The sequence below is a fragment of the Fibrobacter sp. UWR3 genome, assembly GCF_900143055.1.
GTDB lineage: Bacteria > Fibrobacterota > Fibrobacteria > Fibrobacterales > Fibrobacteraceae > Fibrobacter.
In genome coordinates this window covers 15647-36562 of the sequence record NZ_FRCW01000005.1, presented here as the reverse complement: position 1 = coordinate 36562, position 20916 = coordinate 15647, and the positions used below count along the sequence as shown (strand labels likewise).

The following is a 20916-nucleotide window of genomic DNA, read 5'->3' as shown; positions in this document are numbered from 1 at the left end:
TTTACTTAAAAATGGTCTTACGGTAGTAGGCGAGTTCGGCGATGCTCTCGCGGATGTCGTTCAGGGCCTCGTGGCGCTTTTCCTTCTGGAATTCATCAAGTTTTGGATACCAGCGGAATGAGAGTTCTTTGATGGAACTTACGTCTATATTCCTGTAGCAAAGCCAGTTCGATATTTCGGGCATGTACTTGTACAAGAAACGCCTGTCCTGCGTGATGGAATTGCCACACAGTACGTTTTTTGCCTTTTCGGTAAAAGGCTTGATAAAGTCGAGCGTCACCTTTTCGGCGTCGGCGGTGGAGTATTGCGAATGCCTGCAGCGTTCTACAAGACCGCTCGCCGTATGGTGCTTGGTATTCCATTCGTCCATAGATTCAAAGACGTTCTCGTTCTGGTGAATGGCAATGACGGGCCCTTCGGCTAGGATGTTGAGTTCCGCATCGGTAACGATGGTGGCAATCTCCAGGATAACGTCCTTTTCGGGGTCGAGCCCGGACATTTCCAAATCCATCCAGACCAGGTTTCTAGAACTTTTCTTTTTTGCCATATCGTTGTAAATTTAGTTTTTTGTACCGAAGTGTAAAATTGTCAAAATAATTTTAGACCTTTTGTCTGCCTATTTTTACGCTTCGTCAAACAACGATGCCAATGAGAAATAAAACACTTTATTGTAAGAAAAATATTTGCTATATTCGGCTCGTTAATTTGTTACACACAGGAATACACTATGGAAGAAGTAGTAATTACCGGTATGGGCTGTGTTTCGGCCCTTGGAAATTCCCCCGACATCCTCTGGGACAACCTTTTGCAGGGCAAGTCCGGCGTCGCCAAGATTGATAGGTTCGACGTTTCTGCACTGCCGGTCCAGATTGCGGCTGCGGTCAAGGAATTTGACGGTTCCGAGTTCTTTAGCACCAGAGACCAGTCCAGGTTCTCGAAGTGCATCCAGTACGCAGTCTATTCTGCCTTCCAGGCATTGAAGAATGCCGGTGTTGACCCGAAGGCCGAAGACCCGTCTCGTTCCGGCGTGATTATCGGTGCAGGTATTGGCGGTATGAACACTTACACTGACAACGCGGTTACCTGGGGTACCCGTGGTCCGACCCGCGTTTCTCCGTTCTTTATCCCGATGTCCATTACGAACATGCCTGCGGGCGAAGTTTCCAACCGCACCGGCTGGATGGGCCCCTGCTTTGCGGTGGTTTCCGCCTGCGCGACATCGAACCATTCTATCGCAGCGGCCTTTGACGCTATCCGCCTGGGTCGCGCCGACATCATGCTTGCTGGCGGTACCGACGAGACGGTGAACCCGCTCGCCCTCGCTGGCTTTACCAACATGCACGCCCTCTCCAAGCGCAACGATGACCCGGCCACTGCTTCCCGCCCGTTCGACAAGGACCGCGACGGCTTCGTGATGGGCGAAGGTTCCGGCATTCTCGTGCTCGAAAGCCTTTCTCACGCCAAGAAGCGCGGCGCGAACATCCTTGCCCGCGTTGCTGCTGTCGGCATGAGCGCCGATGCGCACCACATGTCCGCCCCGCGCGAAGACGGCGAAGGCGTGCGTCTCGCTATCGAGATGGCGCTCCGCGATGCCGGCATTTCCCCGAAGGAAGTGGGCTACGTGAATACTCATGGTACGTCGACCCCGCTCGGCGATGTGGCTGAATGCTCCGCCCTCGAGAAGGTGTTCGGTGCATCGGACTCCCTGAAGATCAACTCCTCCAAGTGCATGATCGGACACGCTCTCGGCGCTGCCGGTGCCCTTGAGGCCATCATCACGGTGAAGTCTCTGCAGAACCAGATGATTCACGCTACGACGAACGTGTTCAACAAGGATGAACGCATCCATCTCGATGTTTGCGCGAACAAGAACACGAGTCACAACTTCAAGTACGCCCTGTCCGACGGATTCGGCTTCGGTGGCCAGAACAGCGTGCTTCTGTTGGCCCGCGACTAATTGGTTGTTAGTCATTGGTTATTAGTCATTAGTCGTTGATTGGTGGCTAACGTGACCTGCCTTGAACCCCCGTCATCCTGTAGTTACGCAGTAGCGATAGGATTTGACGGGGTTTTCTTTTTCTATCTTTAGATGCGTGAGATTATCGTTTCCGAAATACTTTGCTGTTTTCGTTTTTGCGCTGGTTTGCCTTGTGCAGTCCACGCAGGCGGCCCCTTATGATCCGCCTACTTGGCGCGATTCCACATGGGATTATCGCAGCGAGGATTCCGTCGATATCAAGTCCGAAATTTCCTGGTGGAAGGTCGGTGGACTTGGCGCGTTGACGCTTTCTTCTTTTGGGGCTGCGTACATATTTGTGTTTTCCAAGGGATGGTGGGACGATGAAAGAAGCCATTTTCATTTCGAAAATGATTTCGAATATTCGTTAAACTTGGACAAACTTGGACATTTTGCTGCAGGTGTGATTCTTGGTGAAACATTCTACGAAGGTTATCGTTGGGCAGGGCTTTCTGAGTTCCAGTCTTACTTGTTTGCGGGGCTCTCCGCGATGACTACGCATATTGCGATTGATGTCAAGGATGGTTATTCGCCTAGATGGGGATTCAGTGTTTTTGACGTACTTTCTGGAACTTTGGGTGGTTTTTTGCCTATGGCAGAGCGTTATGTGCCGGTGTTTAAGTACGTGGACCTTAAGTGGAGTTATTGGATAAACTCTGATGCCTATTATGATAAGAATGATGGTCATGTGGGTGATGCCGTATTTACCGACGATTACGTGAACCAGACTTTTTGGGCATCATTTAAACCCTACCGAATGCTGCCTGCTGGCGCTCGCAAGTATTACCCAAGCTGGCTTGCTTTTGCGGCAGGTATAAGTGTCAATGAAGAAACCATGGATTACCATGCGAAAAATCGGCACCGTGAAGTCTACCTTGCTTTAGACTACGACTTGGAAGCATTCCGCCCGCAGAGCCGCTTGGCCCGCACGCTTATCAAGTACTTGAATTACTTCAAGTTGCCGGCCCCTACCATACAAGTTTACCCGGAATTCCACTGGTACTTGCTTTACCCGATAAAGTTCTAGGAGGTTCGTGTGAAAAGCTTCACTAAAATAGCCAGCGTTTCGCTTTTGCTTGGAGCGACATTCGCACTAGCCCTGCCGCAGACGGGCACGTTCCGCGATAATCGCGACGGCAAGACGTACAGGACGGTTGTTATCGGGAGCCGCGTATGGATGGCGGAAAACCTCGCGTACAACGTGAAGGGGAGCGCCTGCTACGACAACAAGAACGAGAACTGCGCGAAGTACGGGCGTTTATACAATTTCGAGATGGCAAATAAAGCATGCCCTTCGGGATGGCACCTGCCCGAGAACGACGAATGGAAACGCTTCCGCACGTTTATCGAGGATAGCGACGGCAAGGAAGCTGCCTGGATGAGTTTAAAGTCCCGCGACAAGTGGGATGGCAGCGACCGTTACGGGTTCGACGTGGTACCTGCGGGCAAGGCGACCGACGAATTTGTGGAACTGGGAACTTCAGCGCATTTCTGGAGTTCCACGACCGAAGATGGCGATGCTTACGGCTGGCATCTTGAGCCTCCCGGAGATTTCAGGATGGAATTCGACGTGAGCAGCAACATGTATTCCGTGCGCTGCCTCAAGGATTACTAGCCGAGAGTGCCGTTGTCGGCTGAGAATCCATTTCTTTGCCATGCAGGCATCGCTATTTTATAGCGATGATAAACCCAATGGCTATAACGATCCCTGCATAAAGTCCGCCGAGCAAATCATCGGCCATGACTCCCCAAGCGCCGGGGAGTTTTTCCATTTTATGGATGCCGAGCGGTTTTAAAATGTCGAAGAATCGGAACAGTCCGAATGCGACTGCAAGAATCCAAGGTTGCGCGATAATGAATTCTAATGGGACAAAGGCGAGCGCCATAAAAATCCCGCAGACTTCGTCGATGACAATCCAGCCGGGGTCTTCGGTGCCGGTATCTTTCATCGCTTTCTTCACGAATGGGATTGCCGCAAAAAAGACGAATAGGGCGGCGTTGATAAAAAATGGTTCTATAAAAAATCCATCCCAATAAAAGCTAAAACAAGGAATTGACCATTCGGTAGTCCTTGACCAGGACGGATCGCTTAGGAGCAAAATGACAAGGGCCATGGGGTAGGCCACAACCGCTGCGGCAAGGCTGCCCATGGTGCCGGGAGCCTTCGGGCTCATTCCCGAGCCGAAAAATGTCACGACGAGCGTGGTAAACCAGTCCGTCTTGCGCCATTCGTGCGGTACGCGCTTCTTCCCGTATTTCTCTTTCAGTTCTTCCTTGTTCATGGATTATTAGTTCTTGGTCAATAGTCAATGGTCATTAGTTGTTCGTCATTCTGAACGGAGTGAATCATCCCTCCGGTGGCCACGGCATTTCTGCCCTTTTCTTTTCGGCTGCTTCATGTGCTTCGCGCTTCTTTTTCCAGGCGGCAAGCTGCGTCTTGAATGCGTCGCGCAGACGCTCCATGCCGATGTTTTCGCGGGCGCTTACCTGGATGGCATCGGGGTAGTTCTGCAAGAGCTCGGTGCGGCGGGCCTCGTCGCAGATTTCGGCCTTGTTGAACACGCGGATGCGCGGAGTGTCTTTGCTGATGATGCCTTCGAGCGTCTTGTGCGTCACTTCCAGGTGTTCTAGGTAATCCGGCGCACTCCCGTCTACGACTTCCAGAATGCAGTCGGCATGCGCTGCCACCCCGAGGGTGCTCTTGAAGGTCTCGATGAGGTTGTGGGGGAGCTTGCGGATAAACCCGACAGTATCGCTGAGGATGATGTTCTCGCCATCCAGGTAAAGTTTGCGCGTGGTGCTGTCGAGGGTCGCGAACAGCTTGTCTTCTACATAGACGTCAGCGCCGGTGAGGCGGTTCGTGAGGGTCGATTTTCCGGCGTTCGTGTAGCCGACGATACCCACGTGAAAAATGTCGTTCCTGTTTTCGGCCTGGCTCTCGCGGGCATCCTCGATTTTTTCGAGTTTCTTCTTGAGTTCCTGGATGCGCTTGCGGATCATGCGGCGGTCTGTTTCCAGCTGCGTCTCACCCGGCCCCTTGGTGCCGATGCCGCCGTTGTGCTGGCGGCATAGGTGCGTCCACGCACCGGTGAGCCGCGGCATCATGTACTGCAACTGCGCGACTTCCACCATCAGGCGGCTTTCTGCGGTTATGGCATGCTTTGCAAAAATATCAAGAATGAGCCCCGTACGGTCGAGCACTTTTATTCCGGGCAGGCGCTGTTCCAGGTTACGGACCTGCGAGCCGGAGAGGTCGTCGTCAAATACGACCATCTTCGCGTTGTCTTCTTCGAGGGCGCGCTTGACCTCGTTCACCTTGCCTTCGCCAATGAGGGTGGCCGGGCTAAAATTCTGCACGCGCTGGATAAAATTGCGGGTAACGACTGCGCCCGCAGTTTCCGCGAGGCGCCCGAGTTCCGCTACCTGTTCAGATACAAGCCACGGGCGTGTCTTCGGGGTGCATATCCCTACGAGAACGCAGCGTTCTTTTTCCTGTTTATGTTCTGCGGGCTGTTTCATCTATGCGGTCAGCAATTCCCGTTCAGTTTCAGGAACCAGTAATCCTCGCTGTTGATGCTGCTCCCTTCGGGCGAGGCGGCATCGGCGAGTTTCGCGAAATCCGGCGCGTTGTTGCCCGGCGCATTACTGTCCTGCGGACATGCGCTGGCTGCGTCTGGCGCATTCTTGTCCTGAATATTTTTGTCGTTCATATCGGCCATGCGCAGAATATAATAAATCTCAATGCTCGCGCGCATCTCCGGTGCGTTTCCGTTGCGGGCAAAAAACTATATTCGTGTCATGCGGCTTTGGCTTTCGACATGCCTCGACGATTTTAGCTCCGAGTTCGACGACATCGAGGAGATGTTCAAGCGCGGGCTCACGAGGCTCATTCTCCAGAAGCGCGTGCCGGGGTCCGCACAGGACTTGGCTGGCGGTGCAATACGGTATGCGACCGAAGCGCAGTATGAACGCTGGCTCATGGCCCTCCCGATGGAATTCCGCGACCGCATCTGGGTGCGCGGTACACCCGATATGGCGGAGCGCCTGGAAGTGCGCGGATGCGTGTGCGATGCCGCCCTCCTTGCGCAAGATGTCCCGGAACGATGGAAGCGCGTGAACTGCATTGCGGTCTGTCGCAATCTGGAGCAACTCAATTCTCTGCCGGAATGGGTGGCGGGAGCGCTTGTCGGGCCCGTTTTCCAACCGCAGTCCATCTACGAGCCGGTCGAAATACTCGGCATCGCGTGCATTGCGGATAAACTCGCCGCGCACGACACGGCCTGCGATGAACGTCAAGGTTCCGCGCAAGATACGACCCGCAAAATGCCCGAAATAAACATACCCCCGCAGGTCATCGCCTTCGGGGGCATCGATCACGAGAACCTGGACGATATCAAGAAACTCCCTTTACAGGGAATCTCCGTGCTGGGTGGTATCTGGAACTACGCCGACCCCGTCAACGCCTTTATCAAGCTCGGGCGTGCTTGCGGCGGGCTCTGATTCCTTGGGCACGTTGCTCAGGGATTCCTTGAGGCTCACGAGTTGGTGCGCAAATTCGTTGCACCGGCTGTCTTCGGGGAGTGTAATTTCCCAATCGAGGGCGCCATTGTGGAGGACAGGGTGAATCCGCCATTCGGTTTTGTACGGGCAATGGTAACTTGTCATGTATTTGACTCTAAGACCATTCCCGTCCATTCTGTATAGGAATTGTCCGTTCCATTTGACGGATCCGCTCATGTAGCGGATCTCCTTTACGTCGCCGATTTTGCCGGTCTGCTCAAAATAGTTCTTTTGGGCCAGCATGTAGTCTTCGACAGCCAGTTCCATCTTGGCGGTAACCCGTTCACCACTGTTCCATACAATCTCGTAGGTAGAATATCCGTCGAAATTCAGCATTACAGCGTGGATAATTGTGAAAATGAGGGCCAATGCGTGCATCCACGATTTCGACTCGTATTTTTTGCCGGTCTTTCTGTTCCTGTACTTGCCGAGCGAGATTTTCCACACATCCTTCAGGAAAAGGAATACAATGAATGCGTAGCCGACAAAAGCGATTGCACATACCGCGGCTGGGATCGTGAGTCCATTATTCCGAAGGATGAGGTAAATGATTCTGTATGTCAGTCCACCGAAAATCAGGTAAAGTGCACCGCGAAGGTTTCGGCCGCTGCTAGAACAGTGAGCACCGGTAAAACCGATGAGGAGTGCTAACCAGAATATTTTAAGGCCGGGCTCCTTTGACTTGTGATGGGAATGCGGTCTTGACGGCTTTTCAACTTGTTTTTCGGTTGCCTTTTTGATTGGCGCTGCGGATGTTGCCACTACGGGGGCAGTATCCTGTTCCGGGATTTCTTCTTTCCCGTAGTTCGGGTTCGGTGCATCGCACCAGAGGCACTTGGGCATGTCGTCTTCGTATTTTCGCTTGCATTTGGGGCAAATCATTATGCTTTTTTACCTTATGCTAATCTTTGAAATTCTCGACATCCCATTATCCAGAATTTCCTTTCGGATATATACACCTTGTTCGCGCGGTCTGGCCTTGAGCATCTGGCCGTTTACGCTGAAGTATTCCGTGCGGACGACCTTGCCTGCAAAATTGAGGTCGCGCGCGATACTGCCTGCAATATCTGTCTTGCCAGTGTCAATCGTAGTGGTGTCCGGCTCCACATAGGGCTTGTCCGGGTCGTCTACCACAAGCTTGATTCTCGCCCGGCTCTTGCATCCGGTCTCGTTCGTATAAACGACGGTGTAGTAACCGCTAAAGTCGCCGTCCACGTTCTTGAGCGAGTTCTCGCGGGTGGTGGACTTGAATCCGTTCGGGCCTTCCCAGCTCCAGAGCTTGCCGTCCCACGGGTGCGGGCCGAACTGCACCGTGGCGCCCTTTGCGACCTTCAGGTCGAGCGTTTCGTTCCAACCGCCATCATCGACCTTCACATAGGGAATAATCTTCGTGCCGCTGCACGGGCCAACCACCTTCTTGCCGTCGCACACGCCTATTGAATCCGGAATGTCAATCACTCGCGGTTCAAAGTCCGGGGTGGGGAAGGCCTTCATGAGTTTTGCGGTCTCTTCGGCGGTAACCGGGAGAATTGTCCCGTGGCGGGGTGTGAATGCGCCGCTCGTCTTGGTATCCTGCACGAACTTGAAGTTTTCGAGGTCGGAACTGCTCGTGAACTGGTAATGCCCGTTTATGTAGCAGTCATACATGAGCACCCAGGAATTCTGGTTGATGAGCTTGAAGACTCCTGCACCTTCCACGGCTTCGGTCGTCTGTTGCAGGGCCTTGCTCGGCTTGCTCCACTGCGAACCGCTGGCGGCTCCACTTTTCGGCATGAGAGAACTTGCGGTCACCTTGCAGATGCCGCCGTCGCCCTCGTTCTTATAGAAGGCGTGGTAGAATTTGTCGACCGGGTTGTAGACGATGTCCATGTCGATGGTCGATTTTCCGCGGTCAAAGAAATGCTGCGGGTCGCCTTCCAAATCGGTAAAGTCCTTGTTCGAGTAGGCGAAGAATACCTTGTCGTAGGGGATGGTGCCATCGTTGGTCAACAGCGAAAAGTACACGAGCGGACGGCCCTTGGTGCCGTCTCCGTTGTCGTAGGTGTCGTCCCAGAACGTTTCGGGGGCCCAGACACGGGTCACGTTCGCGAAGTTCTTGCCCTTGTACTTGTCGGGGAAATGTACGGTGGCGTGCTTCCAGTTGATGAGGTCGCGGGAGCGCATGAGTACCATGCCGCGGTTGCTGGCCCAACCTTCGGCGCTCTTCATGTCGGTATTCACCATGTAGAACCAGCCGTCGGGAGCGCGCAGCACGTGCGGGTCGCGGAGCCCCTTCTTGATGCTTACCGTGTCGGCGCTCACCACGCGCTTTCCGTTGTTCATGGCGGTAAAGCTGTAGCCGTCGTTACTCAGTGCGTAGTAGATATTCTCGTTGTCGTTGGCCGGGAAATATGCGAAAAGGTAGTTGGAATAGGGCTCGTACCCGTGGATGGAAACTTTGAACGAAACGTCCTGCGTCTTTGTGCTCAGGCCGTCGTGAACGGTCGCCGTGAGGGTCACTTCTTTGTTTTCACCCACAAACCTGCCGTTGATATGGCCGTCGTGGGTGAGGAACAGCGTGTCGCTGCTTTTCCACGTAATGGGGAAGGTTTCCCCGCCAATCTTTATGGTATCGAGGAGGGTGAGGTCGGTATACAGGTCGTTGGCCGAGTTGCCCAGGCTCCGGCTAACGCTATCGACAGAGCGCCAGAAGGGGGTAACATCGACTTGTGCAGAAATAGCGCCCGCACAAAAAAGAAGCGCTATAATTTCCCTTTTTACCCAAACCTTGGCCATCTTGGACTCCTTTTTTCGCTCTTTAATATAATTTAATTCAATTTGGCGTAATCCCCGTCGCAGTTTTTTGTATTTACAAATTATCAACGTAAAACGCGATAATAAAGTAAGTTTTTGGTAATAAAACTAGGACTGTCAAGGCATTACGTTTTTTCCCTTATTCCACTTTGGAATAAAACAGGCTGTCTTATTTTGTTTTTTGAACATATATTTGGGCATATGGAACAGGCTAGAGCCAAGATACTTGTAGTTGACGATACCAAGACCAACATTGAGGTCCTGGAAGGCGTTTTATCTGTACATTACGATGTTTTTGTTGCGAAAAACGGGCGCAAGGCAATCGAAATTGCCGAAAAAGTACACCCGGACCTTATTTTGCTCGACGTGATGATGCCCGAAATGAACGGTTACGAGACCATGAGGGTAATGCGTACGCACGAGGATCTGAAGAATATTCCCGTATTTTTCCTGACGGCAAAGTCGGATAGCGAGAGCGAGCAGATTGGGCTTGACCTGGGTGCTGTCGACTACATCGGCAAACCGTTTAGCCCGCATCTGGTGCTTTTGCGCGTCAAGAACCAGCTCGAATACAAGCGGCAGCGCGACCACCTGCACGACCTTGTGGAAGAACGTACCGCAGACCTGCGTAAGACCCTCAAGGTGATGCTGACGAGCCTCGGTTCGCTTGCGGAATTCCGCGACCCCGAAACGGGCGAGCACATCAAGCGCACGCAGATTATTGTGCAGAGGCTTGCAGAAGTCCTGATGAACAACCCGAAGTACGCGCAGGCTATTCCGAATAGCCAGTACGTGGATTTCTATGCGACGGCGGCCCCCTTGCACGATATCGGCAAGGTGGGTATCGAGGATGAAATCCTGCGCAAGCCCGCAAGGCTTAACGAGCAGGAGCGCGAAATTATGCGCAAGCACCCGAAGATGGGTTACGACGTGCTCATGGATGCCACCAAGGAACTGCACGATAACCCGATGGTGAAGATTGCGGCGGATATTGCTCTTGCGCACCACGAACGCTGGGACGGTCTCGGTTACCCGAACAAGCTCAAGGGCGAAGAAATACCCGTGGGAGCGCGCCTCATGGCGGTAGCCGACGTGTACGATGCCCTCGTGTCGAAACGCCCGTATAAGGACCCTTACCCGCACAAGGTTGCCGTCGATGAAATTGTACGCGAAAAGGGGACGCAGTTCGACCCGGAAGTGGTTGATGCCTTCCTTTCTATCGCCGATGAATTGCCCAAGCTTTACGAACAGTTCAAGGAAAATGCGAATTGACAAGAAACCTGGCAAATACAAAGCGCCGTAAGCTCAGCTGGCGTATTTCTTTTGTCTACACGATACCGCTCGTAGTCGCGACGGTAATGCTTGTCTTTGCGTTCCTTTTCTATCTCGAGAATACGCTCGTTTCTACGGCCTACAGCAGTTCCGAAATGATGCTCCACAAGACCGTGGAATCGTGTGAATCCATCATAAACAAGCGTCAGGGGGAATTTGCCAAGTACATTTCCAATGTGGGCACGGTAACCAAGCAGAACGCTAAATCGCTGCTCACGAAGCGCGTCCTGAAAAAGGACGACATGGTCGATATGTTCTTCGGTTCCTCCGATGGCGAATACATCAGTGCGCGTGGCATTGCGCTCGACAAGGGTGTATCTGAATTCCGCACCAAGGACTGGTACCTGGAGGCGTCCCGCAACAAGGGGATTGCCATAACGGGGCCGTCGTACCGCAAGTCAATAAACAAGAAGGTCATTACGATTTCTCAGGCGGTCCGCGACAAGAACAACAACGTGAAGGGCGTTGTCGCCGAGGATGTTGACCTGGAAATTATCGAGAATTCCTTGAGCGAGGGTGTAGACAGGACGGAGGGTGGAGTTATCCTCCTGCTCGACAACAACAGCAACTTTATTGCGCATTACCCGGAACAGTCGAACCTCGGCAAGATTGACCTTGACAGCATCGCGACGCTGCTCGATATGATTTCGAGCCAGTTCGACGTTGATTCGCTTCTGATGTACGGGAACGGCAACGTGCTCCGTTTCGAAAAGACGAACAACCATCGCCAGAGTTTTGTGTTCATGGTTTCTGCCATGAAGAAGAATCCGTACTACGTTGTTCGTATTCTGCACCAGAACTCCGTCGTGGCGAAGTTTAGCGAGCGCTTCAAGGGAATTAGGCTCGCGCTGATCCTTGCGGTCATCGTGCTCATGTCTCTTGCGGGGCTATTGGCACGAATCCTCTTCAAGCGGTTTATCGAAAAAGACCTTAAGGATAGCGTGAGCTCGAGTACCCTTTTCGATACGTTGCTTTCGAGCCCGAACATGACGCTTATCCTCACGAACGAAACCTTCGATATTCTGCAGGCGAGCAGCAACGTGGTGGAGTTCTTCACCGGCGGAATGGAAGACATCAAGGGCGAAGTCCTCTGGAAATACATATCTTCGGAGCAGTTCAAGAAATTTGCGCATCACGTTGCCCTGGGCGGTGAACTTCACCCGAGCGAACGCAAGACGGTCGTGATGGTCAAGAATTCGAAGGGGGAGGAATACTGGTGGAGCATCTTCTTCCAGTTCCTTTCCGAAGACGACGGCAGTATCCGCTACCTGTTCATGATTGACGATGCCACGAGCGGCATCCAGAAGGATACCATCCTCGATACCATCATGCTATCGGCGGACCGTTCGCTCCTCATGATTTTTGACCGTACGCTCCATATTAAGTACATGTCGAAGCAGCTGGGCGATATTTTCCAGAAGGATTGGCGCGAACTTCTCGGGCTCTCGCTTACCGAACTTTCGACTTGCGGCATTCCCGACAACGTAATGAAGGAACTGGTGAAGGCCTTCCGCGACCGAGAAACCTGGAAGGATTCCTTCATGATGCCTTCGAACGAAGGGCGTGGTGAAATCTGGTTCCGCGGCGAGGCGGTAACGCTCAAGGCCGAAGAGGCCGTTGTGGGCTACATGTTCTCCATGACGGATATTTCCGAGATTATCGAGGCCCGCGAGATTGCGGAACAGGCAACCCAGGCGAAGAGCGAGTTCCTTGCCAACATGAGCCACGAAATCCGTACCCCGATGAACGCGATTATCGGCATGGCTCACCTCATTGCCGAAACCGACCTTTCCGAACGCCAGCGCGGGTTCGTGGAACGTATCAGCCATGCGGCAAAGTCCCTGCTCGGCATCATCAACAATATTCTCGACTTCTCGAAGATCGAGGCGAAGAAGCAGGAACTCGAGGTTACGCAGTTCGTGCTGCAGGACGTCATCAGCGAGGTGGCTGCCCTTGCCGAAGTGCGCATTGCAGGCCGCCCGATAGAACTGATTGTCGATGTCGACCCGGATATCCCAGAAATCCTGATGGGCGACCCGCTCAGGCTTTCGCAGATCTTTACGAACCTCGTGAACAATGCCACAAAGTTCACCGAGAAGGGCGATATCACCCTCAAGGTGGAACTCGAGAACATCACCGAGAAGAACGTGCGCCTTGCCTTCAGCGTGAAGGACACGGGTATCGGCATGACACCCGAACAGCTCGGCAGGCTATTCAACGCGTTCACGCAGGCGGACGGCTCGACCACCCGCAAGTACGGCGGTACCGGCCTCGGGCTTGTTATTTCCAAGTCGCTCGTGGAACTTATGGGCGGCAAGATGCAGGTGGAAAGTACCTCCGGAGTGGGCTCGCGATTCTTCTTCAGCATATCGCTCCCGATTGCCCCGAATGCGGGCGAACCCAAGTGGAAATCCGTCCATTCCTTCGATGGGAAGAACGTGCTGCTCGTAGACGACTGCGCGAACATGCGTGCGGTACTCCGGCATATCCTTACCAAGCTCCACTGCGTCGTGGAAGAGGCATGCTCTGCCGCAGAGGCGTTCGACTTAATCCAGGCACACGAAGAAGCGGGTGAGGCCCCGTACGACTACTTCCTTGTGGATTACAAGATGGGGCTCGAAACCGGGTTTGATTTTGCGAAGGGCATTCCCGAAAAGATGCAGATTATCCCGAAGATTCTCATGCATCCGCTTCACTTTGAGGAAAGCGAGCACGAAATGGCGCTCATGCTGGGCTACAACAGCTGCCTGCCCAAGCCCCCGCAGATAAGTTCCGTGCTTACCGCGCTCCAGGAATCCATCGGGCTCAAACTCACTTACCAGCAGGTGGCAAAGAAGGAAAAACGCAAGGTTTACTTCAAGCCCGCAAAGATTCTCCTGGTCGAAGACAACCTCATGAACCAGGAACTTGCCGTATCGCTCCTTAACAGCGTGGGCCTTACCACGATGATTGCGAACAACGGTAAGGAGGCTCTGGAACTGCTCAAGCCGGATTCGTTCGACCTCGTGCTCATGGACCTGCAGATGCCTGTAATGGATGGCCTTACCGCCACGAAGGAAATCCGCGCGAAGGAAGAGGAATATTTCAAGAAGGTCCCGATTCTTGCGATGAGCGCGCGCGCCTTCCAGAAGGACAAGGAAGAATGCTACGACGCCGGCATGAACTCGTATATCGTAAAGCCTATCGACCCGACGCTCCTCTACGAGGATTTGGCCAAGTATCTGCCGATTGCTGCTGAGGGTTCCGGAGCGCCTGCAAAGACCGTCATTGCTGAGAACAACCAGCTGAGCGAAGATGAATCGAATTTTGTTGCGCAGTTCTCGAAGGTCCGCAACTTCGATGCGGCGGCAGGCCTGTATCACGCGAACAGCAACAAGAATATCTACCTGAGAATCCTGCACGGGTTCGTGCGTGACTACAGCGGCAACAACTTTGAACTCCGCAAGCTTATCGAGACGGCAAAGTTCGAGGAAGCGACCCGCATTACGCATACCATCAAGGGGCTCTGCGGTACAATCGGTTCTAGCCATGTGCAGTCGCTCGGCGCCAAGGTGGAGGCGACGCTCTCGCAAAAGCAGCAGAATTTCGAGGAATACAATGTATTCGAGGCGGCGTTGCATGACCTCATCGAAGACCTGAATGTGGTGCTGAACGATCTTGATACAGAACAGACGCAGCCCGTGCAGAAGAAGGAAGACCCGCAGGCGTTAGAGAAACTCAAGAATGCGATTGCAGGCCTCAAGGGCGCTCTCGACTCCTGCTCTTCGACGCAGTGCAAGAGAATCCTGGATACGCTGGAAGGCATCGCCTTTGCGAAGGATGTGGATGCCCTACTGCAGAAGATTGTGAACCAGGTCGATGATTATGAATTCAGCGAGGCGGCTGAAACGCTTGCCGAACTTGAAAAAACAGTAGGGTAGATTCTAAAAAATCATTGCCGCGATAAACGCGAGTGCCACGATAACGGCGGCCGCTATGGCGAGCGGGTTCGCCTTTTTCTTTTTTGTGTAGGGACTGTCCGGGTCGTCGCCGAACTCGTTTTCCAAAATCTCATCATAATCCGGCGTTTCGAGGTCGGTAAATTCTGCGCCTTCCTTCCAGCCGGTATCGGCGTCGCTCCCGCAATGTGGGCAGAACGTGGCGTCGTCTTTTAATTCGGAGTGGCAGTGAGGGCAGTACATAATTGATGATTGATAATTGATAATGGATGATGGAGGATAGCATTGTCATGCCCGCGGCTTGTAGTGAGCATGTAGGCGGGCATCTTCGTTTATTTCGTGAATTTATAACGACCGAGCAGATCGAAATAGCGGGCCCTGGGGGTGATTTTGACGGGCTTGAGAGTCTTGCGGATAGAGGTTGTATTTTGTTTTACATTTATAAAATAGGTTTCAGTATAATTATCCCCTTTAGATTGTATTATAGAGAATCCATTTTCGCCGGGCTTGTATAAAAAAGTAGATAGAAGATTATTTTCTTCATCGTATAGTTCACATTTATAATTATCATCTAGATCCGCAACATAGAATCTTTCTTCTGTTCTTGAAGAATCAGTATTATAGTTTACAGTTCTTGAATCAATAAGAGAATCGTTTCTGAAAAACATTTCCAATAGTTCTGAATAAGAAGAATTTTTTAGTTCTTCACTTAAATAATTTGGAGCAATCCTAATTAATTGAGTATATTCAAATTTTCCCTTATAATACGTTTTAATATCATACAATAAGGTATCTTGTGTTTTTTCTCCAGATACGATGTATTCATACCCTTCGTTCTTCAATACGGTCTCGTTGGTATCATTGTAAAAAATCCAAAAGGCGGGTGCATGATTTTCATTCTTGAAATCCGCACGGACTTTTTCAATAATTCCATTGTTGTATATATATTTTTTCCCTTTCCAGGAGCTGCTGTCATCGTTTATATAAACTGAATCAACGCGAACGAAGCTTTCACGATTGAACATCATCGGCGATTGGTTCTGATAGACGGCATCCGTACACGTGTTTGCCGAAGCTGCATCATTCAAGGCAAAAATGGCGGCAGGAATCAAACAGAAAAAATTGCTGGCACGGAATGAAAACATGGTAACTCCTTAATTTGCCTTAAATATATCTTTTTTCAAATGAAAATCCAGCAGGAAAGACAACAAAAAACCGCGCGGTTTAACCCGTGCGGCTTCTAAGCTTTTTTGCTTTGGATCCTATCGGTCGCTGCGCGACCTCCAGGATGACAGGAAAACTGTGAGCAAAAAGCGACCGGTATTAACCGGTCGCGATTGACGCTTTCTGCGTCCGCGGCTTCACTCGGTCATGAAATTATGCAAGCATAATTTCGCGACGCTCGTTTTGCACGCTTTTGCGAGAGCGAGGGCCAGCCCTGTACTTGTTGTACAGATTCTAGCCCGAGCGGTCTCATTACAGCTTGTCGTTGGAACCAAGAACGTCAACGATCTTGTGCATGTACATCTTCTTCATGTTTTCACGAGCCGGCTTGAGGTACTGGCGCGGGTCGAAGTGTTCCGGATGTTCGTCGAAATACTTACGGATAGCGGCAGTCATGGCGAGACGGCTGTCAGAGTCGATGTTGATCTTGCAGACAGCAGAGCGAGAAGCTTCGCGGAGCTGTTCTTCCGGAATACCGACTGCATCCGGGAGCTTGCCACCGTGGGCGTTGATGGTGTCCACTTCGTCCTGCGGCACGGAAGAAGAACCGTGGAGCACGATCGGGAAGCCCGGGAGCTTTTTTTCGATGGCGTGGAGCACGTCGAATGCCAGGGGAGGCGGAACGAGCTTGCCAGTCTTCGGGTCGCGAGTGCACTGTTCCGGCTTGAACTTGTAAGCGCCGTGGCTGGTACCGATGGAGATAGCGAGGGAGTCGCAGCCCGTACGGGTAGCGAAGTCGATCACTTCTTCCGGCTTGGTGTAGTGAGAAACTTCAGAAGCAACTTCGTCTTCCACACCGGCGAGCACGCCGAGTTCAGCTTCGACGGTCACGTCGTGCTGGTGAGCGTATTCAACAACCTTCTTGGTGAGGGCGATGTTTTCTTCGTACGGAAGAGCAGAACCGTCGATCATCACGGAAGAGAAACCGTTGTCGATGCAGTCCTTGCAGAGTTCGAAAGAGTCACCGTGGTCGAGGTGGAGCACGATCTGCGGATTGGCGCAGCCGAGTTCCTTGGCGTATTCAACAGCACCCTGGGCCATGTAGCGGAGGATGGTGCCGTTGGCGTAGTTGCGGGCACCCTTAGAGACCTGCATGATCACCGGAGACTTGGTTTCAACGGCGGCCTGCACGATGGCCTGCATCTGTTCCATGGTGTTGAAGTTGAAAGCCGGGATGGCGTAGCCACCCTTAACAGCCTTTGCAAACATTTCCCTGGTGTTCACCAGGCCGAGTTCCTTGTAAGAAACTGCCATTTGTTTTACCTCTTGATTCTTTGGCGACTTGCATCGCCGGTTAAAAGTTACGGGGCTAAAGATAGCATTTTCACCCTGTTTTGTCCACCAATTTCGTCGCCGTTCTGCGCATGCCCGTCCGATTTTTCGGTTTTTACTTGCGGGACGAGCGGCAGGAATGTATATTAAAAGAGGTGTCTGGTTTTAAGGAGTATCTATGCTTTTCGAGAGAAGCCTGCTAGCGGTGTTGGCCATTGCCCTTATGGCTGTGTCTTCGCATGCCGAGGTCACCTACACGCTCCACAAGTCCGCAAACCCGACTGCCGACGAGCAGGACGCCTACAAGCGCATTACGACCGTGATGGATTCGGCGGTCAAGCTCTACAACACCTACTCGAACCTTTCGAAGTTCATCAACGTTTACTACGCGCCGGGCGTGCCCACGGCCGAGGCGAGCAGCAACGGCGACCTCCGGTTTGGAGAGAACCGCAGCTACATGGTGGTGCCCACGGCCATGCATGAGATGGCGCACACGCTTGGAGTCGGAACCACATCGGAATATGCTGCAACGTGCGTGGACGGGGTGTTCAGGGACGACAAGGTGCAGGCGAAACTCCGCGAAATGGACGGCCCGAATGCGGAACTTCATTGCGACCGTCAGCATATATGGCCGTATGGTCTGAACCAGGCGAGCGAGGCCAAGTCCGAAAAGGACCTGATCAACCACGTGATTCTCGTGGAGACCATTTACCAGCAGCTGTTCAAGGTGGCGTTCTACAAGGAGGGGAGGATCAAGTCCCTCGGCGAAACAAAGAAATGCATGGGAATTACGGCCAGCAATGCGCTCGAACTCATGGATTGTAGCGATGCGGCGACTTTCGTGAAGATTTTCTCAGTGGGCGATAACCCCGTTACATACTACATTCAGCTCGGGAGCCGCGTCGTGGATATCCCTAACGAATCTACGGCCGCTGGCATTGTTGCCTCGACCTACGGCTACAACGGTGGGGCGCACCAGCGTTATACCTTCGATGATGCCGGAATCAATACGCCGAATGCCTTCTTGCTCAAGAATTACAAGAGCGGGCTCTACCTGCAGGCGGTAGGCACGCAGGTACAGCAGAACCGCAAGGTAGACCGCGACGAATCCTTCATCTGGCAACTCGAGGAGGTGGGCATGAAGCCCGATACGTCTTCTGCAGGCGATACGAGCGTCGTCGCTCCCGATACTTCTGACACGAGCAAGACTGATACGTCGATAACGAGGATTGTCCGTATCCGCGACATTCAGCTGCAGGCTGCGCCGACCAGGACGTTCGACCTGAAGGGGAGGAGTGTCCGCGGGCAAACCCTCGGCCGCAACCGCAATACGCATAAGGTCCTTTTCCAGAAGTAGACTCGCATCCGCGAAACACGTAGTTTTTTTTCCAGAAGTAAAACGTCACACCGCAGTCGCGTAGCGACAAAAGTGTCCACTGGCACCTTCGGTGCTTACCCTCATACAAAAAAAACGGCTCGAGTGGAGCCGTTTTCTAAAAGTTTGTCGCGAGTTGATTACACGCCGAAGGCTGCATCTGCGGCAGCGGCATTTTCAGCGATGTTTTCCGGTGCGGCGGCTTCGGCCTGTGCAGCTTCCTGAGCGGCGGCAACGGCTTCTTCAGTCACGTCGTTGTTCTTCTTTTCCGTCATGGAGAGCTTGCCTTCCTTGAACTTGTACATGGCAATCGTGGTCGGCTTTTTGTTCAGGTGGATGTAACCCTGGCTGGCCTGGTTGTTCACGAAACGTGCTTCCTGGGCCATCATCACGACAGCGCGGAACACAGAACCTTCGCATTCCTTGCTTGCGTAGATATCGTCAAGATAGACTCTCTGATCGGACATCGGGGTACCTCCGAAAAATTTTAGAAGAGGGAGAGGGATTCGAACCCTCGTTACCGTAAAGTAAACACGCTTTCCAAGCGTGCGCCTTCAACCACTCGGCCATCCCTCCAGGATGTGAGGCCAAATATAGATTGATTTTTGGCTCTTGTCAACCGATTTTGGCCATTTTTTGCAAAAATTTGCGAAAAAAAAGATATTTCTTTCGTCTTTCGTCTAAAGTCCCACCTTCGGTGGGGCGTTCTTTCGTCTAGTTCAGTTCATCCCAGACGACCTGCATGAGCGGTTCAAGCGTCCTGGGGGAGAAGTCGAACTTGATATTTGCGGCCTCGAAGAGTTCCTTCACGGGGCGGCTACTACCGAGACTTTCGGCACGGAACAGGTCGTCGATTGCCTTTTTCGGGTCTTTCTTGAAATTCGCCCACACCTGCAGGGCCCCAATCTGGGCAATCCCGTACTCGATGTAGTAGAACGGGCACTCGAAAATGTGGAGCTGCTTCTGCCAGAGGTTGCGGCGCACGGCCTCGAGCCCGGTGTAGTCCACGCCCGCATCGTAACGGTCCATGATTTCGGTCCATATATCGCTGCGGTCGCTCGCCGAATGCTCGGGGAAGTTGTAGAGCCTGTGCTGGAAGCTGTCGACGCTCGCGACCCACGGGAAGAGCCATATAACGTCTTCGAGTTCGCCGATTGTGCTGCGCTCGATCGCCTCGCGGTCATTGCCATAGAAGGGCTTGAGGTTCGACATGCCGATGAGTTCCATGCTCATGCTCGCGACTTCGGCAAATTCTGCGGGTACGTCGCGGTACGGGAAAATCGGCTGGTCCGCAAGCGCGAACTGGTGGAACGAGTGCCCTGATTCGTGCAGCAGCGTGTAGATATCGCGGTCCGTGCAGGCCGAATTCATGAAGATGAAGGGGAGGCGGCTCTCGTCAAAACCAATCTGGTAGCCACCCGGAGCCTTGCCGAGCCTGGAATCCGGGTCGATGAGTTTTTTCGCCTGCATCTCGCGGGCCCACTTGCCAGCCTGCGGGTGGATGCTCTCGAAAATCTGGTCTACCTTCTCGATGAGTTCGTCGCCGGTGCTGTACGGCTTGAGCGGGGCGCGGTCCAGCGGGTCTACGTTCAAGTCCCACGGGCGCAGGCGTTCAAGGCCCATCTTCTGCGCGCGCTTCTTGTATATCTCCTTCTGGAGGGGGAGGACCAGTTTCTCGATGCTCTCGTGGAAGGCCTCGCAGTCGGCAGGGGAGTAGTCGAAGCGGTGCTTTGCGAGGAAAATGTAGTCGATGAAGTCCTTGCAATGTGCGTTTTTTGCCACCTGCTTGCGGATTGCAAACAGGTTGTCGAACGACTTGTCGAGCGCGTCTTTGTCTTGGAGGCGGCGTTCCCACATCGTGCGCCAGGCATGTTCACGCAGCTCGCGGTCCGTGCGTTCCATGTAGGCGGCCATCTGCTGCATTGTCTTGGTTTCGCCGTCAAATTCGACGCTCATGCCGCCGGTAATCTTCTGGTACGCCTGGATTTCCTTGTTCTCTTCGGTCTCGAGCGCGATATTGTCGGGGGAGAACAGGTCCAGAGAAACCTGCACGCCCTTGAACCACTCGCCAAATTCGCCCTGGAGCGCATCCTTTGCCGGGTGGGCGACGAGCTTCTTGTTCAGCTTGTCGTCGTACTCGTTCATGATGGGCTGGATGTTTTCGACAAAGTCCGTGTAGGCCTTGGCGGCTTTCTCGTCGGCGGTATTGCAGGTCATCGCCACGTAGCGGCGGCAGCTCACTTCGCCGAGCACCGATTCAAGTTCGCTCCAGTCCAGAATCCACTGGCGGAGTTTCGCGGAATCTACGGGAATCTCGCGCTGCAGCAGGTGCCTGTAAAGTTTAGAAACCTCGTGGGTGTCATCGACGTTCAAGTTTTCGGGAACATACGTGCGGTTCATTTTTC

18 protein-coding genes and 1 tRNA gene are annotated in these 20916 nt (G+C 52.9%); 7 read left to right on the top strand and 12 right to left on the bottom strand.

The window, feature by feature from the left end; genetic code table 11:
• Window position 1: 1 nt before the first annotated feature.
• Window positions 2-547, bottom strand: coding sequence for an oligoribonuclease (gene orn, locus BUA44_RS07780; protein ID WP_072810534.1), 546 nt, complete (start codon window positions 545-547; stop codon window positions 2-4).
• Between the two features lie 180 nt (window positions 548-727).
• Between orn and fabF the strand changes: the two genes are divergently transcribed.
• The 3 genes from fabF to BUA44_RS07765 all read left to right on the top strand — a co-directional run bounded on the left by fabF (window position 728) and on the right by BUA44_RS07765 (window position 3632).
• Entirely contained in the window at window positions 728-1957 is a 1230-nt protein-coding gene (fabF, locus tag BUA44_RS07775) for a beta-ketoacyl-ACP synthase II (RefSeq protein WP_072810532.1), read from the top strand.
• A 136-nt stretch (window positions 1958-2093) separates the two neighbouring features.
• Window positions 2094-3044, top strand: coding sequence for a YfiM family protein (locus BUA44_RS07770; RefSeq protein ID WP_255370490.1), 951 nt, complete (start codon window positions 2094-2096; stop codon window positions 3042-3044).
• 9 nt (window positions 3045-3053) lie between these two features.
• Window positions 3054-3632, top strand: coding sequence for a fibrobacter succinogenes major paralogous domain-containing protein (locus tag BUA44_RS07765; protein WP_083579537.1), 579 nt, complete (start codon window positions 3054-3056; stop codon window positions 3630-3632).
• 52 nt (window positions 3633-3684) lie between these two features.
• On the opposite strand, the gene BUA44_RS07760 is transcribed toward BUA44_RS07765, so the two are convergent.
• From BUA44_RS07760 to BUA44_RS07750, 3 genes are all read right to left on the bottom strand, one after another.
• A complete protein-coding gene (locus tag BUA44_RS07760; protein WP_072810526.1) occupies window positions 3685-4299 on the bottom strand; it encodes a phosphatidylglycerophosphatase A family protein in 615 nt (204 codons plus the stop codon).
• A 64-nt stretch (window positions 4300-4363) separates the two neighbouring features.
• The gene (gene hflX, locus BUA44_RS07755) at window positions 4364-5536 is read right to left on the bottom strand and encodes a GTPase HflX (RefSeq protein WP_072810523.1); all 1173 of its coding nucleotides are present in this window, start codon (window positions 5534-5536) and stop codon (window positions 4364-4366) included.
• An 8-nt stretch (window positions 5537-5544) separates the two neighbouring features.
• A complete protein-coding gene (locus tag BUA44_RS07750) occupies window positions 5545-5736 on the bottom strand; it encodes a hypothetical protein (RefSeq protein ID WP_143151909.1) in 192 nt (63 codons plus the stop codon).
• Window positions 5737-5815: 79 nt separating this feature from the next.
• Here BUA44_RS07750 and BUA44_RS07745 point away from each other — a divergent pair, with 79 nt between their 5' ends.
• Window positions 5816-6517 (top strand): beta/alpha barrel domain-containing protein, encoded by a 702-nt coding sequence (locus tag BUA44_RS07745; RefSeq protein WP_072810518.1) that lies wholly within the window; start codon window positions 5816-5818, stop codon window positions 6515-6517.
• On the opposite strand, the gene BUA44_RS07740 is transcribed toward BUA44_RS07745, so the two are convergent.
• Together BUA44_RS07740 and BUA44_RS07735 are read right to left on the bottom strand one after the other, a co-directional pair.
• Window positions 6425-7459 carry a hypothetical protein gene (locus BUA44_RS07740; RefSeq protein ID WP_072810516.1) on the bottom strand — a complete coding sequence of 345 codons (1035 nt, stop codon included), beginning with the start codon at window positions 7457-7459 and terminating at the stop codon, window positions 6425-6427. The genes BUA44_RS07745 and BUA44_RS07740 overlap by 93 nt on opposite strands.
• 9 nt (window positions 7460-7468) lie before the next feature.
• Complete coding sequence (locus tag BUA44_RS07735) at window positions 7469-9352, bottom strand: glycoside hydrolase family 43 protein (RefSeq protein WP_255370489.1); 1884 nt, start codon at window positions 9350-9352, stop codon at window positions 7469-7471.
• A gap of 219 nt (window positions 9353-9571) precedes the next feature.
• Here BUA44_RS07735 and BUA44_RS07730 point away from each other — a divergent pair, with 219 nt between their 5' ends.
• Entirely contained in the window at window positions 9572-10642 is a 1071-nt protein-coding gene (locus BUA44_RS07730) for an HD domain-containing phosphohydrolase (RefSeq protein WP_072811029.1), read from the top strand.
• Window positions 10639-14622 carry a response regulator gene (locus BUA44_RS07725; protein ID WP_072810514.1) on the top strand — a complete coding sequence of 1328 codons (3984 nt, stop codon included), beginning with the start codon at window positions 10639-10641 and terminating at the stop codon, window positions 14620-14622. Before BUA44_RS07730 ends, BUA44_RS07725 begins: the two co-directional genes overlap by 4 nt.
• 3 nt (window positions 14623-14625) lie before the next feature.
• Here the strand turns inward: BUA44_RS07725 and BUA44_RS07720 are convergent, their stop codons facing one another.
• The 3 genes from BUA44_RS07720 to BUA44_RS07710 all read right to left on the bottom strand — a co-directional run bounded on the left by BUA44_RS07720 (window position 14626) and on the right by BUA44_RS07710 (window position 17118).
• Window positions 14626-14883, bottom strand: a complete 258-nt coding sequence (locus tag BUA44_RS07720; RefSeq protein WP_255370488.1) for a zinc ribbon domain-containing protein — start codon at window positions 14881-14883, stop codon at window positions 14626-14628.
• Window positions 14884-14972: 89 nt separating this feature from the next.
• A complete protein-coding gene (locus tag BUA44_RS07715; protein WP_072810510.1) occupies window positions 14973-15785 on the bottom strand; it encodes a hypothetical protein in 813 nt (270 codons plus the stop codon).
• A gap of 331 nt (window positions 15786-16116) precedes the next feature.
• On the bottom strand, window positions 16117-17118 hold the full coding sequence (locus BUA44_RS07710; RefSeq protein WP_072810508.1) for a class II fructose-bisphosphate aldolase: 1002 nt from the start codon (window positions 17116-17118) through the stop codon (window positions 16117-16119).
• A gap of 196 nt (window positions 17119-17314) precedes the next feature.
• On the opposite strand from BUA44_RS07710, the gene BUA44_RS07705 reads away from it, so the two are divergent.
• Complete coding sequence (locus tag BUA44_RS07705; protein WP_072810506.1) at window positions 17315-18493, top strand: RICIN domain-containing protein; 1179 nt, start codon at window positions 17315-17317, stop codon at window positions 18491-18493.
• A gap of 158 nt (window positions 18494-18651) precedes the next feature.
• Here BUA44_RS07705 and BUA44_RS07700 read toward each other — a convergent pair whose 3' ends face one another.
• From BUA44_RS07700 to BUA44_RS07690, 3 genes are all read right to left on the bottom strand, one after another.
• Window positions 18652-18978, bottom strand: a complete 327-nt coding sequence (locus BUA44_RS07700) for a hypothetical protein (protein ID WP_072810504.1) — start codon at window positions 18976-18978, stop codon at window positions 18652-18654.
• A gap of 24 nt (window positions 18979-19002) precedes the next feature.
• Window positions 19003-19087, bottom strand: a tRNA-Ser gene (locus BUA44_RS07695).
• 138 nt (window positions 19088-19225) lie between these two features.
• Window positions 19226-20911: a M3 family oligoendopeptidase gene (locus tag BUA44_RS07690; RefSeq protein WP_072810502.1), complete on the bottom strand. Its 1686-nt coding sequence runs from the start codon at window positions 20909-20911 to the stop codon at window positions 19226-19228.
• Window positions 20912-20916: the final 5 nt, after the last annotated feature.

Bases quoted from the DNA above. Each gene is read 5' to 3' on its own strand.
- orn (WP_072810534.1), bottom strand. From the start codon at position 547: ATGGCAAAAAAGAAAAGTTCTAGAAACCTGGTCTGGATGGATTTGGAA.
- fabF (WP_072810532.1), top strand. From the start codon at position 728: ATGGAAGAAGTAGTAATTACCGGTATGGGCTGTGTTTCGGCCCTTGGA.
- BUA44_RS07760 (WP_072810526.1), bottom strand. From the start codon at position 4,299: ATGAACAAGGAAGAACTGAAAGAGAAATACGGGAAGAAGCGCGTACCG.
- hflX (WP_072810523.1), bottom strand. From the start codon at position 5,536: ATGAAACAGCCCGCAGAACATAAACAGGAAAAAGAACGCTGCGTTCTC.
- BUA44_RS07750 (WP_143151909.1), bottom strand. From the start codon at position 5,736: ATGGCCGATATGAACGACAAAAATATTCAGGACAAGAATGCGCCAGAC.
- BUA44_RS07745 (WP_072810518.1), top strand. From the start codon at position 5,816: ATGCGGCTTTGGCTTTCGACATGCCTCGACGATTTTAGCTCCGAGTTC.
- BUA44_RS07740 (WP_072810516.1), bottom strand. From the start codon at position 7,459: ATGATTTGCCCCAAATGCAAGCGAAAATACGAAGACGACATGCCCAAG.
- BUA44_RS07735 (WP_255370489.1), bottom strand. From the start codon at position 9,352: ATGGCCAAGGTTTGGGTAAAAAGGGAAATTATAGCGCTTCTTTTTTGT.
- BUA44_RS07730 (WP_072811029.1), top strand. From the start codon at position 9,572: ATGGAACAGGCTAGAGCCAAGATACTTGTAGTTGACGATACCAAGACC.
- BUA44_RS07720 (WP_255370488.1), bottom strand. From the start codon at position 14,883: ATGTACTGCCCTCACTGCCACTCCGAATTAAAAGACGACGCCACGTTC.
- BUA44_RS07715 (WP_072810510.1), bottom strand. From the start codon at position 15,785: ATGTTTTCATTCCGTGCCAGCAATTTTTTCTGTTTGATTCCTGCCGCC.
- BUA44_RS07710 (WP_072810508.1), bottom strand. From the start codon at position 17,118: ATGGCAGTTTCTTACAAGGAACTCGGCCTGGTGAACACCAGGGAAATG.
- BUA44_RS07705 (WP_072810506.1), top strand. From the start codon at position 17,315: ATGCTTTTCGAGAGAAGCCTGCTAGCGGTGTTGGCCATTGCCCTTATG.
- BUA44_RS07700 (WP_072810504.1), bottom strand. From the start codon at position 18,978: ATGTCCGATCAGAGAGTCTATCTTGACGATATCTACGCAAGCAAGGAA.
- BUA44_RS07690 (WP_072810502.1), bottom strand. From the start codon at position 20,911: ATGAACCGCACGTATGTTCCCGAAAACTTGAACGTCGATGACACCCAC.